Here is a 15,208-nt window from a genome sequence, read left to right on the forward strand (position 1 = left end):
ATTTAAATCGATTGTACTCCCTAGAAACTGCCCTACTTTTGATTTACTTTTTTAAGGATTTGAGCCAATTCTAAATCTTCAAAATTATCAATATCAACTGCTCGTTTCCAATCGATTGGATGAAATCTATGCCCAGAACCGTAGAATGTTCCTTCGCTTTTTAACTTTTTAACATTGGCAATCCAAATGGCGCCTGTTGGTGAATAGAGTTCCGGCTGATCTTGCGACCTTTCCTTAACGGTGTCAAATATCCATTCTGGCTTACCACTTTTGTCTAGTTTAACAGCCCACCACGGGTTCATCCATGTGTATTTATAGCAGGATATCTGTAATTTTAAGTCGTTTTCTTTAAAATTTGAATATGCCTCAATTATATCTTGCTCATTTCTAAGAGGACAAACCGCAAATAATTGGATAACCTCATCAAAATACAATCCATTTTCCTCAAGTTGCCTAATTGTTGAGAGCGTCCCTTCGCTAACTGGACTATGATCGTCTGCATGCTGATCTCTTAAAAAGGGTACTTCTGCTCCGTGTTCTATGCTAACTTTTGCAATTTTTTCACTATCTGTACTTACAACTACTTTATCAAATAATCCGCTTTTCAATGCGGCTTCAATAGTCCAAGCTATTAAAGGTTTTCCATCAAAATCTATAATATTTTTATGCGGAATTCTTTTAGATCCACCTCTTGCTGGAATTATAGCAACTATTTTCTTTTTTACCAAATCGTCCATCCTCCATCAATTTTAATGTTTTCACCTGTAATAGGTAATTCTGCATTGTCAAGAAGCATTTTTATAGGGGGATAAATATCATCAAGCTTCAGCATTCTTGACAAGGGTGTTAAACGAGCATATCTTTTCTTAAATTCTACATCTACGCGTCCTTCAATTCCTCCATAGGATATTGTATTACACCTAATCTTTGAAGGAGCCAACCTTACCGCCAGTTCTTTTGATAAATGGATTTGAGCTGCTTTCGCGATTCCATAATTTATTGGAGATTGACCCTCGAAATTGTCATAAAGCTGCGGATTTGGAGCAACAGAACCATACATAGAACCAATAAATATGATATCTCCTACTTTATGTCCTTCATCAAGAATCTTATTGGTAATGAGGTATGGAATAGTCACTGCCATTGCAAATTCATCTTGAAATTGTTTAGCGCTTACTTTTCCATTGTTGTCTATTTTCAGATTATCCAAATTTCGGGCATTAAAAATAAGAACATCAAACTGAATAGAAATTTGACTCATCAATTCATCTTCAAAGTTTTCCGAAGAAAAATCAATTTCAATTACACTAACATTTTTGCGGTCAAGATGATTTTCATCTAATAAGTTATCTGCCTTCTCTTTGCTTCTTGTGGTAAAAACAACTTTATGGCCTTCATTAAGCATAGATTTAACCATATGAAATCCTAACAAACCTGTTCCTCCTGTAATTAAAATGTTAGCCATTGATTCCCTTTTCTATAATGTTAATAATTTCAAGTGTTTCATTCCTTGGGATTGGTAAATCGTTCTTCCCAATATTTAAGACAAAAGTCTCTAAGGATTTTTTGAATGAAGGAAAAGCGGATGTAAACCTATTCGTCTGTGCTTGTCCATTTGAACCAAAATATTTAATTTCAATAGGGCTAGAAAAAACACCATACGCACTAATAACTGCCGTAAGATTTTCCCATTCAACCAAGACTTTTTTTAATCCTTCGCGTTTATATATAACCTTAACATTGAGCAAATTTCCTCTACTCGGATTTCCAGCAATTATAGGCTCAATAACATGGATAGCGTATTTTTCCCAACTTTTAGGAACTGTAGCCTCGATAAAGTAAACATCTCCCAGAGTCTTGATTTGCTCTTCACTTAACAAAAGCTCAGTAGAATATCTTAAAGAAGAACAGGTGTAAAGCTGTCCTTCATATGTTTGATAGCTTAATATGTCTTGAGCCGTCTTTAAAGAGTACGCCAATGGTTTATCAATAAATATCGGTATTCCAGCCTGAAGAAATGATTTTGACATTCTTAAATGATTTTCGGCATCATCACGGGCTAAAAGAACGGCATCAACATTTCCAATCATATCTTCAAGTTTGTTGACAACATGTGGAATTTTGGCAGATTTAGCAATCATATTTGATTCTTCAACATCTTGAGACCAAACATGGGTAACCTCACCCAAATCCACTAGAAAGTCCTCGGGATATTTTTCTTCGGAAAGATATTGAGGTATAACAGGAAATGGACATTTAGACATCTCATCATGGTCAAAACCGTTAAAAATGGCCGCCCAGGAATAAGGATGTCCATTCCCTTCACTAATTCCGATAACGCCTAAATTTAATTTTTTCATGCCGTGGGCCACTTTGAAGGTGTTAAAATATCTGGATTGAAACTCATGTTCTTTGGTCTGTCCAGGATTAGAGCCTTATTAAGTCCTTCAATATTGGATTCTAATTGAGCCAAGCTATTTACTCCAAAAACTACACAATCAATATTTTCATTACTCAGTGCGTATTTTAAAAGTGAACTCGCAAGAGACGAACCTAATTTTTGTACTTCTTGAATTTCAGCTTTCACTGGCTCAAAGAATGAATGAAGTTCGCTGGTTTTCATAAAAAATAGACCTTGTAAAAAAACAGACCTCGTGTGTATTTCGCAGTTATATTTTTCTTTTAGCTCTAAAAAACCGGGGGCAAATCGGTTGTCAAAAAAATTATACGGTACCTGAATTAAATCTGGAATCATTTTCTTTTCTAACAATGCCCTTAATTCTTGTGGCTCATTAAATGAAAAACCAATTTTCTTTACTAATCCTATACTTTTTAATCTATTTAGTTCTTCCCATTGTTCACTGTTTTCGCATACATCTAAGGATCTATGAGCTAAATATCCATAAAGCGAATTTTGGTCTAAATTGGCCAGAGATTTCAATAATTGCTGTTCAATATTTAGTCCGGTATCCTTAAATGGGAGGAATTTCGAGACAATTTTAAAAGACTCTAAATTATTCTTTCCTAGCTTAATTTCACTTTCCCCATAACCAAAAGCGGTATCTAATATGTTGATTTGTTTTTGAGAGCAATACTCTAAAATATTACTTATCTCGCTTAATGGTGTGACACCTGTTGTATTTGAAATTCCATATTTTTGCCCAAACTGTACTGTACCTAAACCTATTTTGTTTAATAGATTCATAAGAAACTTTTTACCGTTTCAATTACATAATCCTGTTCATCATTAGTAAGACTCGGATACATAGGTAAGCTTATACATTTTTTATAATAGTTTTCTGCATTTGGGAAATCTCCTTCTTTCCACCCAAATTTTTTGTAAAATGGCATTAAATGTACCGGAATGTAGTGGATCTGTGCATAGATATTTTTAACTCTCAAGTGATCATATAAACCTTTTCTATCACTGACTTCAATTACAAAAAGATGATGAGCATTATATGCATCTTTGCTTCTCTTTTGTACTTTAATACCTTTGTTTTCTGAAAAAGACGCGTAATATTTTTCTGCTATTTCTTGTCGCCTTTCTAAGCCTTCATCTGCTCTTTTTAGCTGACTGTTCCCTAAAGCAGCTTGAAAATCTGTAATTCTATAATTATACCCTAGTTCCTGCATTTCATAATACCAACCACCCTGTAATTCGGGGTTTGGAAAATCTTTGATAAGATTCTCTCTAGTGATCCCATGAGTCCGCAAAACCAAAAGTTTTTCATATACCTCTTTACTATTGGTGGTAATCATTCCTCCTTCACCTGAAGCAATATGCTTTACTGGATGAAAGGAAAAAATTGCAGCATCAGCGTAGTTCGAATTACCACAACCTTGTTTTTGTCCTTTACTATCAATGAAAAAGCCTCCTGGTGCATGACAGGCATCTTCCAAGATCCACATTCCATATTCGTTAGCCAATTTTTTTAATTCTTCAAGATTGACAGGATAACCTGTAAAATCAACAGGAACAATACCCTTAAAATATCCTTTGGGATGCGCTTTTAATAACTTTTCTACTGCTTCTAATGAAATTGTATATGTTTCTGGATCTATATCAGCAAAATAAACCTCACCTCCACAATACAGAACACAATTTGCAGAAGCGGCAAAAGTAATAGGTGTTGTAATAATTCTATCGCCGGGCTCAATTCCTAAAGCCATAGCGGCTAAATGCAAGGCGGCAGTACCATTAGACACTGCTACAGCATAGCTTGAACCGATATAAGTAGCAAAATTTTCTTCGAACTCTGCTATCCTTGGGCCTTGGGTTAAAAAATCAGCCTTAAGAACGTCTACTACAACTTCTATATCTTCTTGAGTAATGTTTTGTTTTCCGTAAGGTATTGCTTTCATTATATGGTAAATGATGGGTCTACATATTTTTTTATTTGTTCACGTAAGGACTCTATTGTTTCCCATTCTGAGTTTGAGCCAGAATTGTAATAAAATCCTTCTTCAACACTTTTAGCATTGAAATTAGCAATATAATTTTCTAAATTGAAAATTGGTTTTTGTGGCAAAATTGCATAGTATTTGCCTAAATCCCAAGTGTTAAAAGAATCTGAAGCAGTTATCATCTCTTCATGTAGTTTTTCCCCTGGTCGAATACCCACAATTTTTAATTCACAGTCTGGAGCTATTGCCTTGGCCACATCTACAATTTTATAAGAAGGTATTTTTGGTACAAAAATTTCTCCTCCCCAAGCATTTTCTATAGCGTAAAACACCATTTCACAACCATCTACAAGACTAATGTTAAAACGCGTCATACGTTCGTCTGTAATTGGCAAAACTCCTTCTGCTTTTTTATCCAAAAAGAAAGGCATGACTGAACCATTAGATCCCATTACATTCCCATAACGTACTACAGAAAATTTTAGTTTTCTATTACCTTTTATATTATTTGCTGCCACAAAAAGCTTGTCTGAAGCTAACTTTGTTGCCCCGTAGAGATTTATTGGTGCCGCAGCTTTATCTGTTGAAAGTGCAACAACATTTGAAACGCCACAAGCAATCGCAGCATTTATAACGTTTTCAGCACCGAGAATGTTTGTTTTTATACATTCCATAGGATTGTATTCGGCAATATGAACATGTTTCATTGCCGCCGCATGTATTACAATATCAACACCTTCAAATGCACTAAAAAGTCTATCCTTATCTCTTACATCCCCTACAAAATATCTTATCGCAGGATACTTTGTGTCTGGAAATTCCATTGCCATCTGATAATGCTTCTGCTCATCTCTGGATAATATAACTAGTCGTTTAACATTAGGATATCTCTCGAAAATCAATCGTGTAAACTCTTTACCAAACGATCCGGTACCTCCCGTAATTAATACGGTTTTATCATTTAAATCTAACATTTAATTTATTTTTGAATAGTCTCCTAGTTTTAATCGTTGTCTTCTGCTAAAATTCTTAATTGCAAATAAAGAAATCGAAAAAAGAAAATGATTGAAAAGAAAACAACAAGTAGTAATGGAATTTTAATTATGCTTTTTATAGTTGCAAATCCACCTTCCAAAATATTATAATTTATACTTACAGGTTTTATAATCTCCCCTTCATCTTTACTCCTTTTTAATAACTCCAATTGATCTGTTAGTAATACTTGTTTATAACGAAATATACTGTAAAAATCGTTGTTGAAACTGGCATAAACCGGAGGGTTAGCTGAACTTCCATCACTGGCCGATGCTATCGATTTAATCACTGAATCAGCCTGAGCAAGCATTTTATCCGTTTCGGATAATCTTTTTGAAGTATTCTGAATATAAATATCCTGATATTGTTTAAAGTGCTCATTCTCATTCAAATAACTCAAAAGGCTATCCATTAATTTTTCTGAATCTTTACCCGCTATAAAAACCTTGAGTTTTTGATATTTATACTGTTTGCTTGTTGTCAAATCATCAACAAACTCTTTCATGTCCTGGTTTTCAAAAAGTATTCTGAATACATCAATGTTTTCACGTGACTTTGTGGTAAAACTATATATGTCAATGATTGGTTCTATTTCTATCTTTTTAACGGCTTTGTAATTATCTCCAAATACCATTTTTAAACCCAATGAATCCCCTGAGCGCATTTTGAAATTGAGTTCTTCCGTTTTATCGTAAAGATATTCAACACTCTCAAAATTTGGAATGACAATCAATCGATTTTCATAAACCTGTTTTGAATTTCGATCAAGAAAATATCCCAAAATAACACCCACTACTATGATTCCGATGAATAAGAATAGATACTTTTTGAAAAAAGCAATTACAAGAAAAAGTAACTTTGCTAATTTTTTAAAAAAACCACCAATCGATTTAAACAAATATCCCAAATCAACCTCTTCTGGTGAATTATGCTGTGTCATAAATAAGATTATTATAGATTACTAACTGTATTTTTTATTAATGATTGTAAGCTCCTAGTCCAATCCCTGTTTTTTATAGCCAAGTTTTTATTCGTCTTTGTATTATCCAAAATACTATACTTAGGTCTTCTCGCAAAAGTACGGTAATGGTTGGTTTTTGCAAGAGTTGTTTTTTCTAAATTAGAATATTCCAATATCTTTTTTGCAAAATCATACCAGGTCGCTTCTCCTTCATTGCTGAAATGATACAAGCCATAATCCTTAGAATTGGATTTAATAATTTGCACCAAGCAATTTGCAAGATCATTCGCGTTAGTCGGAGTCCCGGTTTGCTCTGTGGTGATGCTAAGCGATCGTCCTTCCTTTGCCCAATTTAAAACCGAATTCAGAAAGTTATGTCCATATTGAGAATACAACCATGAAGTTCTGATTATAAAGTACTTATCGCATATTTCCTGAATAAAAACTTCACCCTCTAATTTAGAAGCTCCATACACATTAATAGGATTCGTTTTGTCTGTTTCTTTATACGGAATCGAGCTTTCTCCATCAAAAACATAGTCGGTAGATATATGAAACAAGGTCGTATTACTTTTTTTACACGCTTCGGAAAGGTCCTTCACCCCATAAGCGTTGATGGCAAAAGCAGCATCCGATTCACTTTCTGCCTTCTCCACATTAGTGTAGGCCGCAGTATTAATGCAATAATCAAATGTATGCTGACTGAAGATTTTGTCAATCGAAGATTTTGAAGCTATATCTAAGTCGTTTCGTGTTGCAAATACCATCTCAAATTCAGGATAGGCCAGAAACGCGTCTTTTAAACACTGTCCTAATTGTCCGTTAGCTCCTGTTACTAGTATCTTTATCATGAAGTTACTTCCTTGAATGTAGGAAGTTGTTTGTCTTTTTCTGAAACTATAAATTCATTATCAGACAGATGCCAATTCAGTGCTAAGGTTGCGTCGTTGTAGATTATTCCACCTTCGGAAGGGCCATGATAGAAGTTATCACATTTATAGGCAAATACAGATTCTTCAGACAACGTAATAAAGCCATGTGCAAAGCCTCGCGGTACGAATAGTTGCATCTGGTCTACGTCATCAAGTATTACCGAAAAACTCTTTCCGAAGCTCACAGAATCCTTCCGAAGATCCACAACTATATCCAATACTTTACCTTTTATCACCCGAACAAGCTTCGCCTGAGCCATCTTTCCGGTTTGAAAATGAAGTCCTCGAAGCACGCCATAGGTAGATTTCGACTGATTATCCTGTACAAAGTCAATATCAAGTCCTGTAACTTCCTTAAAGGTGTTGGCGTTATAGGTCTCGTAGAAAAATCCGCGCTCATCCTTAAAAACTCTGGGTTCTAGTAAAAAGCAATCGGTAAGTGGTGTTTGTTCTATTTTCAAAGCTAGTCCAGTTGTATAAGGTGTTTTCCATAGCCACTTTTTAAAAGTGGTTCGGCTAATGCGATTAATTGTTCTTTGTTGATAAAGCCCATTTCATAGGCAGCTTCTTCAATTGCTCCAATTTTAAGCCCCTGACGTTCTTCAATCACTTCCACAAATTGAGCGGCTTGCATCAACGATTCAAAAGTTCCTGTATCCAACCAGGCCGTGCCCTTATCGAGTATACTCACATTCAATTTTCCCTTCCGTAGGTACACATTATTCACATCAGTAATTTCTAATTCTCCTCTGGCACTTGGCTTAATGTTTGCCGCAATTTCGACTACAGAATTATCATAAAAGTAGATTCCGGGAACTGCGTAATTGGATTTAGGATTAACCGGTTTTTCCTCTATTGACAAGGCTTTACCGTTGGCATCGAAATCCACCACTCCATAACGCTCCGGGTCATGAACATGATAGGCATATATCATTCCACCATCCGGATTGCTATTAGATTGAAGTAATTCTTTAAGTCCCGAGCCATAGAAAATATTGTCACCAAGAATCAGTGCTACTTTATCATTTCCAATAAATTCTTTACCAATAATAAAAGCTTCGGCCAGTCCATTTGGATCTGCTTGCTCAGCATACTTAAACGTACAGCCCAGCCTTTTCCCGTCGCCCAAAAGTTTTTCAAATAAAGGAAGATCCTGAGGTGTAGAAATAATTAAAATCTCTTTAATCCCGGCATACATAAGGGTTGACAAAGGATAATAAATCATCGGCTTGTCGTAAATCGGCATGAGTTGCTTACTTACAGCTAGGGTAATTGGGTGTAATCGCGTACCGGAACCTCCGGCGAGTATGATTCCTTTCATAGTCTATCTGTGTTTTTTAAATACCAGGCTATCGTTTTTTTGATTCCGCTTTCAAAATTCTCTTCGGCCTTCCAACCTAGATTATTTTCTATCTTATTGGCATCGATCGCATACCTAAAATCATGTCCAGGTCTGTCGGTGACAAACGATATTTGCTCTTTATACGACAACTTTTGTGGCTTCATTTCGTCTAATAGATCACAAATTGTGTGCGCTATATAAAGATTTTCTCGTTCGTTACGTCCGCCAATATTGTAAGTTTCACCAAGTTCTCCATTATCAATTGCCAATTTGATTCCGGTACAATGATCTTTCACATATAACCAATCCCGAATATTCTTGCCATCACCATAAATTGGTATAGGTTCTCCCGAAATTGCTTTTCTAATAATCGTCGGAATTAATTTTTCTTTATGCTGATTAGGGCCGTAATTATTGGAGCAGTTAGTAGTAACCACAGGCAGTCCGTACGTATGGAAGTAACTTCTGACAATAAAATCTGAGGATGCTTTCGATGCGCTATACGGGCTATTTGGTGCGTATGGAGTCTCTTCAGTAAAAAGCCCGGTGGCTCCTAAAGTTCCATAAACCTCATCGGTCGAGACATGTAAAAACCGCGCATCATTAAAGTCGGGTTTCAAGTCGTTAGGACCATTCATCCATAATTTGTAGGCTCCTTGTAACAAATTAAAAGTACCAACGATATTTGTTTCAATAAATGCTCCGGGGCCGGAAATAGAATTATCCACATGGGATTCGGCTGCAAAGTGAATCACTTTATTGAAGCGGTGTTTTTTAAACAATTCCATAATACTAGCTGCTTCACAGATGTCTATTTGTAGGAAATTGTAGTTAGGGTAGTGCGAAAATTCTTCGAGATTTCTTACATCTCCTGCGTAGGTAAGTTTATCCAACACGAATACCTCATCCTTGGTATCTTCTAGGATATATTGCACATAATTGGACCCTATAAATCCTGCGCCGCCGGTAACTAAGACTTTATTGTTTTCCAAAACTTTTTTTTAGATTAAGCTAAAATTGACCTTAACATTTTATCAGTGATTAGATATGTAGGTTTTACCCCACTTGCTCCCAATCCGCCGGATGCGAGTGTACTTCCGGTCTCTAAAGGGTTATCTGAGGCATAATATGCATACATTACCTTCACTTTTTCGTTGATACTTCCTCTTATTTTTGCCGCGGCTTGTATTGCCTTTTGATAGTGTGCACCCTCCATTTCGAGTCCAATTACATTCCATGTGGAATTATGAAAGAAACGAAGTACATCTCTGTTCTGTAAGGATGTTCCCAGAACGGTAATCATAGTTCCGGTACAAACTGCTACATCGTCATCTGCAAAATCACTCTTTTTCAGTTTATTTTTAAAAGGATAATTGTCTGCTGTCCCTTCAAATACGTGGGCTGAAGGGATCATGATGTCGCCTTTCCCTCCAACAAGTATCCCAGCTTTCCCCATAATAGAGATCGAAACTACGTCCAGAAAGTGTCGTGTACCATTTTCATATGGTTTTAACAGCTCATCCATTGTTTCATAGGCTTGCTCGCCAAAAGCATAATCCATTACAATAATAACTGGTTTCTTATCCGTTGGAGTGTCATTTCCGGAAGAATAGACAGTGTTATTTAACTTTGCTGTATCAAAAATTTGCACATCGATATTGGTTCCACTTGTGTCGTCAATAAAAGTCATGCCGTTCTTCTGCGCCAGTTTTAACACCTTATCACGCTGCTTATGACTCCCAGATTTGCTTAACAACTCGTACAGCTTCATACGATCCCCCGATTTTGCTTCCGAAGGAAGCGCTTCAGCGGCGAATAGCGTGTTCATTACACTGTGCATATTTGAACTTACAATATGTAATGGCCGTTTTAAAAGCCCTTTTTCGTCCAGAATATGCTTAATCTTTAATGCCCATCGTTCTCCATGTAAATGGTGTCCCAATCGCTCGCGTAACACGGGACTAAACGTAATTATCCTTTTGTTATCATCAACAATCTCCTCAATTGCCCTCTTTCCGAGGTAATAAATAATATTTAAAAAACGATCTTCATTTTTACTGTCGGCAAAGGCTCCATAGACTTCGCTAACCTCTTCGAATGTGCGTCCCAGGAAATTGGCGGTGTGCGTAAGTGCAATTTCTTTCTCCTTCTGCGTTAGCTTTCCTTCCTTTAATACCGCAGCTTCCAGCTTTTTCCAATCTCTTATAACCCCTCCCGATTCATCGATCATTACTTGCTTCATGATCTTATGCGATTCAATATACAAAAAGGTAAGGTGGGTTAGAATATCATAGATTTCAGAACGTCCACGCGTAATTTCAATGTTCATCTGCTCATCATCAATTCGATAGCAATTTCTTCTACGTTTGGCTGGAATTATCGCTTCAAAATGAGAGTTTTTATAGCCTTCGTCGCTTGTTAAGTTGATAAAACGACATTCTTCGATACCCATGGGCAATCGATCAATCACGTACAGCAAACCTTGTAATTCAATTTTATCTTCGGCAATAGACCCATAGATTTCAGGCCGTAGAATAAGTAAGGATTCTCGCAGACTATCTCCTGAAACGCCCATTGGCTTGTAAAACCCACGGTTGTATAAATGGCGCATGGTGATATAGAGCCTTTCAATGGCTCCCGTACTTTCCTGTGCTCGAGTTCTTGTATGTTTCTTTTTCTGAGTCATTGAATGCAAAGATAGTATTATTTTAAGCTTGTAATTGGATTAGTTGATCTGCAATTATACGGTCGTTAGAGAGCCTCGGCACTTTATTTTGGCCTCCCAGTTTTCCCTGCGATTTCATGAAATGATGAAAACTATCTTTTTTAAGGGCGGTTATTTTTAACGGTTGAAGCACCTTACCAGTGATCAAGTCTTTATAGTAGCTATTTTGTTCCTGCATTAAATTATCCAGCGTTAGGGCTATCTTCGGAAGGTCTTTCGGCTCCGTTTCAAATTCGACCAACCATTCATGATAAGGCAATTCGTTTTGCTTCGGAAGGATTTGCGGCGCCACAGTAAATTCTGAAATAGAAAATTGAAACTGTTGCATTGCATCTTGCATACTTTGTTCCACTTCCTTGCCTATAACATGTTCCCCAAAAGCCGAAATAAAGTGTTTTATTCGCCCGGAAACTATTACACGATAGGGTCTAGTAGAAGTAAATTGCACAGTATCTCCCAAATTATATGCCCATAATCCGGCGTTTGTAGAGATAATCATCACATAATTTACATCCGTTTTAACTTCACCAATGGTGAGTCGCCTTGGATTCTCGTCAAAAAAAGAGGCTGCTTCAACAAACTCATAGAAAATTCCGCTATCGAGCAATAACAACATCCCTTTCACATCTTGTTTATCCTGATACGCAAAAAAGCCTTCACTTGCAGGATAAAGCTCAATACTATCCACTTTTCTTCCGATTAATGCTTCAAATTTCGCTCGGTATGGTTCATAATTCACCCCGCCATAAATGAAAAGGTTGAAGTTTTTAAATAATGTTCCTACATCTTTTTGTGTGACCTTCCGAAGGCGTTCAAAATACATTTGAACCCAGGAAGGAATTCCGCTAATGACGGTCATATCACGGTCTTTGGTTTCTTCCACAATTACATCCACCTTGGTTTCCCAGTCTTCAATGCAATTGGTTTCCCAACTAGGTAGTCGGTTCTTCTGAAGGTAAGAGGGTACAAAATGTGCTACTATTCCTGATAATCTTCCAATTTTAACTCCGTTTTTTTCTGTCAGCTCCGGACTTCCTTGCAAAAAAATCATATTGCCATCTACAAAATCAGATTTCCCGGTTTCATGTATATAACATAGAATCGCATCTCGGGCTGCTTCCATATGAAAAGGCATAGATTCCTTAGTAAGCGGAATGTACTTAGCACCTGAAGTCGTTCCTGAAGTCTTCGCAAAATACAGTGGTTTTCCCGGCCATAGCACGTCGGCTTCCCCATCAACCATACGATTTACATATGACTTTAACGCTTCGTAATCCCTTATGGGTACGCGGTTCGCGAAATCTTTAGGTGATAAAATTGCTTCGAAATCGTGATCCCTTCCGAAGCTGGTATCCTTCGCATCTGAAATTAGAGAATTAAATACTTTTTGTTGTGTTTCAATCGGGTTCGATGCCCATTTATCGATTCGTGAAACTACAATCTTAGCGAAAATTTTTGCTCCAAAAGATTTTAAAGACATAGGCTATTAATCAAAATCAATGAAATTAGTTGGATTTATTGGGTAGCCATTGCTCCACAATTCGAAGTGCAAATGCGGTCCGGTAGTATGCTCACCACTATTACCTACGATGGCGATCACTTCACCCTCTTTTACTTGTTGTCCCTGCTGTTTATTAAGAACGGCGTTATGCTTATACACCGATAATAAATTATCTTTATGCTCCAAAATAATCACATAACCCGTTTCTGCCGTCCATTCTGCGAAGATAACCGTGCCATCTGAAGTGGCTTTCACCGGTGCATCTTTTACAGCAACAACATCTACACCGAAATGCTTTTTCAAGGGATCGTATTTTTCTGAAATCATGCCTTTAACTGGCGCAAACAATCTGTAGTTTACTTCAGAAACATTGGTTAATGGATTGTATTTATCCTCTTGAGCCACTTTGTCCCTTAGCAGTGAATCCTGCTTGGACGCTGTTAGAATAGCAATTGTTGTATCTCTCTTCGCAGCCTCGATGATCGAATCCTTGTTGAAATCAACCATTTTAACGTCCCCAGTGAGCACTTTGCGTATAGAAGCGACGTATTGCTCATTTATGGTAATAAGTCGCTGCAAAGAGTCTGTTTTGAAGGTAAGGTCGGTCGCCTTCTTCTTTAAAGCAGTAGAAGAATAGCCGGGAATATACTCTCGTAAGGGTGTAAATGCAATGAGTAATGTAGTAAAGCCAATTAGAAAAAATGCCAGAATTGTACTGAAAACAAAGACGTTAAGCCTGTTTAGCTTAAAGGAAAATCGTTCTTCAAAAGTGTCTTCATTAAGCACTACCAGGCGGTACTTATGAAGCAGCTTTTTCCTTATTTTTCTCGATCTCTTTTCTTTTTCAGCCATTTTTTGAGCTTGTGGATTACAAATATAAAATAAACTGCTTGGCCTGTACGCTAAACTTTATTTGAAAACGTTCTTTCTTAGTATTTCTTATTATCTTTGTGCTTTAAAATTAAATACAATGAGCTTAGCAATAATACCATTAGTGATAGGTTGGCCACAAATAGTGCTCATCGCAGTTGTAATATTACTGTTATTTGGTGGAAGAAAAATCCCTGAATTGATGAGAGGATTAGGAAGTGGTATCAAAGAATTTAAAGATGCTTCAAAAGAAGATGAAGCTGGAAATAAAATAGACGATAAAAAATAATTTCTTCTGAAATAAGAATCGTTTTATGGTTCTCTTCGGAATAAAAAACCCTGCTGGATACTGTATCAGCAGGGTTTTTTATTTTAGTCTTCTGAAAATGACAACGGTAAAATAAAGAGGGCTTAATTACTCCTTCCCTTCGAAGGGGAGGCCGGGAGCGGATGTTTTTAATTTATTTTTGCCGATTTCAGAATAGATTCCAACTCAAACTGAAGGTCTCTTTTTTCAACTGAAGGGGCATAGGTAAAGCCTTCCAGAATCAAATATCTATTGTGAGCTTCATCACGGATGGCATAATTAAGAAATGGTCCTGCCATAAATTGATCTTTTACCTGCCAAATTCCTTTTGTTTCGAATGCGGGTTTTCCATCTATCTCAGATGTAAAAAAGTAAGGTGCATAATCGTCTGCGGTCATAAAAACGCCATCATCCTCCACAGGAAGAAACTTCAAGCCAATTGAATCTCGCACTTTTATTATATCAGCAACGGTAGTACTGTCATTTCCTATCATATTGAGAGGTACTTGATAAACAATGATATTTGTGCTTCCCGACTTTAACTCTTTTCTTATCCAATAGAAATTATCTTCTGCCTTGGCGATATGGTATGCCGATGGAATTTTCATAGTAACTCCCATTTTTTCTCCCAGCGAATCCAATTTCATCATAGATACAGTAGTTCTACGTTGTCGTTCCTCAATTTCAGAATTAAGAAATGCTTTAATCATTCTGGCGTGATTCTCCTTTATTAATTTTGCTAATCCTTCCTTTGTAGTAGCGGTAACGAAAGCAATGGTTTGAGGTTTAGAATAAGCGTCTTTTTTTAGAATAACCGTATCCTCATTCGCCAGAGTAGCATGTAATACTAACCTATATTTACGCGCGAATCCCGTATAGGTTTCCGGCGGCATCTGATTCATAGAAAACAATGGCTCATCCTGAGGAAGTCCGTCTGCCGGAGCAGCAAAATAAGTTCTGATTTCTTCTCCAACCTCTCCATTCCAAAGATCGTTTGGAGTGATAACTTGTAAGGTATTGATATTTCCAAGTGATGTTGGTAAATAGGAATTGTCTTTCTTAGCCCCATCGTTGCAGGAAACTAAAAACAAAACTGTAAGAAGAGTGTAAAATATGGGTTTCATAAAG

The 15,208-nt window shown here is 36.8% G+C and carries 16 protein-coding genes; 1 reads left to right on the forward strand and 15 read right to left on the reverse strand.

Going from position 1 to position 15,208, the window contains the following annotated elements:
- Positions 1–32: 32 nt before the first annotated feature.
- The 14 genes from BXY75_RS01925 to BXY75_RS01990 are packed head-to-tail and all read right to left on the reverse strand — an operon-like array spanning position 33 to position 13,755.
- Positions 33–737 (reverse strand): acylneuraminate cytidylyltransferase family protein, encoded by a 705-nt coding sequence (locus tag BXY75_RS01925; RefSeq protein ID WP_121906008.1) that lies wholly within the window; start codon positions 735–737, stop codon positions 33–35.
- On the reverse strand, positions 722–1,465 hold the full coding sequence (locus tag BXY75_RS01930; protein WP_121906009.1) for an SDR family oxidoreductase: 744 nt from the start codon (positions 1,463–1,465) through the stop codon (positions 722–724). Before BXY75_RS01930 ends, BXY75_RS01925 begins: the two co-directional genes overlap by 16 nt.
- The gene (locus BXY75_RS01935; RefSeq protein WP_121906010.1) at positions 1,458–2,360 is read right to left on the reverse strand and encodes a Gfo/Idh/MocA family oxidoreductase; all 903 of its coding nucleotides are present in this window, start codon (positions 2,358–2,360) and stop codon (positions 1,458–1,460) included. The genes BXY75_RS01930 and BXY75_RS01935 overlap by 8 nt, the downstream gene beginning before the upstream one ends.
- Positions 2,357–3,205 (reverse strand): aldo/keto reductase, encoded by an 849-nt coding sequence (locus tag BXY75_RS01940; RefSeq protein WP_121906011.1) that lies wholly within the window; start codon positions 3,203–3,205, stop codon positions 2,357–2,359. The genes BXY75_RS01935 and BXY75_RS01940 overlap by 4 nt, the downstream gene beginning before the upstream one ends.
- Complete coding sequence (pseC, locus tag BXY75_RS01945; RefSeq protein ID WP_121906012.1) at positions 3,202–4,365, reverse strand: UDP-4-amino-4,6-dideoxy-N-acetyl-beta-L-altrosamine transaminase; 1,164 nt, start codon at positions 4,363–4,365, stop codon at positions 3,202–3,204. The genes BXY75_RS01940 and pseC overlap by 4 nt, the downstream gene beginning before the upstream one ends.
- Positions 4,365–5,381: a UDP-N-acetylglucosamine 4,6-dehydratase (inverting) gene (gene pseB, locus BXY75_RS01950; RefSeq protein WP_121906013.1), complete on the reverse strand. Its 1,017-nt coding sequence runs from the start codon at positions 5,379–5,381 to the stop codon at positions 4,365–4,367. The genes pseC and pseB overlap by 1 nt, the downstream gene beginning before the upstream one ends.
- 29 nt (positions 5,382–5,410) lie before the next feature.
- Positions 5,411–6,382, reverse strand: coding sequence for a hypothetical protein (locus tag BXY75_RS01955; protein ID WP_121906014.1), 972 nt, complete (start codon positions 6,380–6,382; stop codon positions 5,411–5,413).
- A gap of 11 nt (positions 6,383–6,393) precedes the next feature.
- On the reverse strand, positions 6,394–7,254 hold the full coding sequence (rfbD, locus tag BXY75_RS01960) for a dTDP-4-dehydrorhamnose reductase (RefSeq protein ID WP_121906015.1): 861 nt from the start codon (positions 7,252–7,254) through the stop codon (positions 6,394–6,396).
- Positions 7,251–7,796 carry a dTDP-4-dehydrorhamnose 3,5-epimerase gene (rfbC, locus tag BXY75_RS01965; protein WP_121906016.1) on the reverse strand — a complete coding sequence of 182 codons (546 nt, stop codon included), beginning with the start codon at positions 7,794–7,796 and terminating at the stop codon, positions 7,251–7,253. Before rfbC ends, rfbD begins: the two co-directional genes overlap by 4 nt.
- Positions 7,797–7,798: 2 nt before the next feature.
- Complete coding sequence (gene rfbA / locus BXY75_RS01970) at positions 7,799–8,656, reverse strand: glucose-1-phosphate thymidylyltransferase RfbA (protein ID WP_121906017.1); 858 nt, start codon at positions 8,654–8,656, stop codon at positions 7,799–7,801.
- Complete coding sequence (gene rfbB / locus BXY75_RS01975) at positions 8,653–9,669, reverse strand: dTDP-glucose 4,6-dehydratase (RefSeq protein WP_121906018.1); 1,017 nt, start codon at positions 9,667–9,669, stop codon at positions 8,653–8,655. Before rfbB ends, rfbA begins: the two co-directional genes overlap by 4 nt.
- Positions 9,670–9,683: 14 nt before the next feature.
- The gene (locus BXY75_RS01980) at positions 9,684–11,363 is read right to left on the reverse strand and encodes a DUF6909 family protein (RefSeq protein ID WP_121906019.1); all 1,680 of its coding nucleotides are present in this window, start codon (positions 11,361–11,363) and stop codon (positions 9,684–9,686) included.
- A 22-nt stretch (positions 11,364–11,385) separates the two neighbouring features.
- The gene (locus tag BXY75_RS01985; protein ID WP_121906020.1) at positions 11,386–12,882 is read right to left on the reverse strand and encodes a GH3 auxin-responsive promoter family protein; all 1,497 of its coding nucleotides are present in this window, start codon (positions 12,880–12,882) and stop codon (positions 11,386–11,388) included.
- Positions 12,883–12,888: 6 nt separating this feature from the next.
- On the reverse strand, positions 12,889–13,755 hold the full coding sequence (locus BXY75_RS01990; RefSeq protein ID WP_121906021.1) for a M23 family metallopeptidase: 867 nt from the start codon (positions 13,753–13,755) through the stop codon (positions 12,889–12,891).
- A gap of 118 nt (positions 13,756–13,873) precedes the next feature.
- Between BXY75_RS01990 and BXY75_RS01995 the strand changes: the two genes are divergently transcribed.
- The gene (locus tag BXY75_RS01995) at positions 13,874–14,062 is read left to right on the forward strand and encodes a twin-arginine translocase TatA/TatE family subunit (RefSeq protein ID WP_121906022.1); all 189 of its coding nucleotides are present in this window, start codon (positions 13,874–13,876) and stop codon (positions 14,060–14,062) included.
- A gap of 167 nt (positions 14,063–14,229) precedes the next feature.
- Here BXY75_RS01995 and BXY75_RS02000 read toward each other — a convergent pair whose 3' ends face one another.
- Positions 14,230–15,204 carry a DUF4837 family protein gene (locus BXY75_RS02000; protein ID WP_121906584.1) on the reverse strand — a complete coding sequence of 325 codons (975 nt, stop codon included), beginning with the start codon at positions 15,202–15,204 and terminating at the stop codon, positions 14,230–14,232.
- Between the last annotated feature and the right edge of the window lie 4 nt (positions 15,205–15,208).

Source organism: Ulvibacter antarcticus (assembly GCF_003688405.1).
GTDB lineage: Bacteria > Bacteroidota > Bacteroidia > Flavobacteriales > Flavobacteriaceae > Ulvibacter > Ulvibacter antarcticus.

Coding starts and splice junctions, on each gene's coding strand:
- BXY75_RS01995 (WP_121906022.1), top strand. CDS start 13,874: ATGAGCTTAGCAATAATACCATTAGTGATAGGTTGGCCACAAATAGTG.
- BXY75_RS01955 (WP_121906014.1), bottom strand. CDS start 6,382: ATGACACAGCATAATTCACCAGAAGAGGTTGATTTGGGATATTTGTTT.
- pseB (WP_121906013.1), bottom strand. CDS start 5,381: ATGTTAGATTTAAATGATAAAACCGTATTAATTACGGGAGGTACCGGA.
- BXY75_RS01980 (WP_121906019.1), bottom strand. CDS start 11,363: ATGACTCAGAAAAAGAAACATACAAGAACTCGAGCACAGGAAAGTACG.
- BXY75_RS01990 (WP_121906021.1), bottom strand. CDS start 13,755: ATGGCTGAAAAAGAAAAGAGATCGAGAAAAATAAGGAAAAAGCTGCTT.
- BXY75_RS01930 (WP_121906009.1), bottom strand. CDS start 1,465: ATGGCTAACATTTTAATTACAGGAGGAACAGGTTTGTTAGGATTTCAT.
- BXY75_RS01935 (WP_121906010.1), bottom strand. CDS start 2,360: ATGAAAAAATTAAATTTAGGCGTTATCGGAATTAGTGAAGGGAATGGA.
- rfbA (WP_121906017.1), bottom strand. CDS start 8,656: ATGAAAGGAATCATACTCGCCGGAGGTTCCGGTACGCGATTACACCCA.
- BXY75_RS01940 (WP_121906011.1), bottom strand. CDS start 3,205: ATGAATCTATTAAACAAAATAGGTTTAGGTACAGTACAGTTTGGGCAA.
- rfbD (WP_121906015.1), bottom strand. CDS start 7,254: ATGATAAAGATACTAGTAACAGGAGCTAACGGACAATTAGGACAGTGT.
- pseC (WP_121906012.1), bottom strand. CDS start 4,365: ATGAAAGCAATACCTTACGGAAAACAAAACATTACTCAAGAAGATATA.
- BXY75_RS01925 (WP_121906008.1), bottom strand. CDS start 737: ATGGACGATTTGGTAAAAAAGAAAATAGTTGCTATAATTCCAGCAAGA.
- BXY75_RS01985 (WP_121906020.1), bottom strand. CDS start 12,882: ATGTCTTTAAAATCTTTTGGAGCAAAAATTTTCGCTAAGATTGTAGTT.
- BXY75_RS02000 (WP_121906584.1), bottom strand. CDS start 15,204: ATGAAACCCATATTTTACACTCTTCTTACAGTTTTGTTTTTAGTTTCC.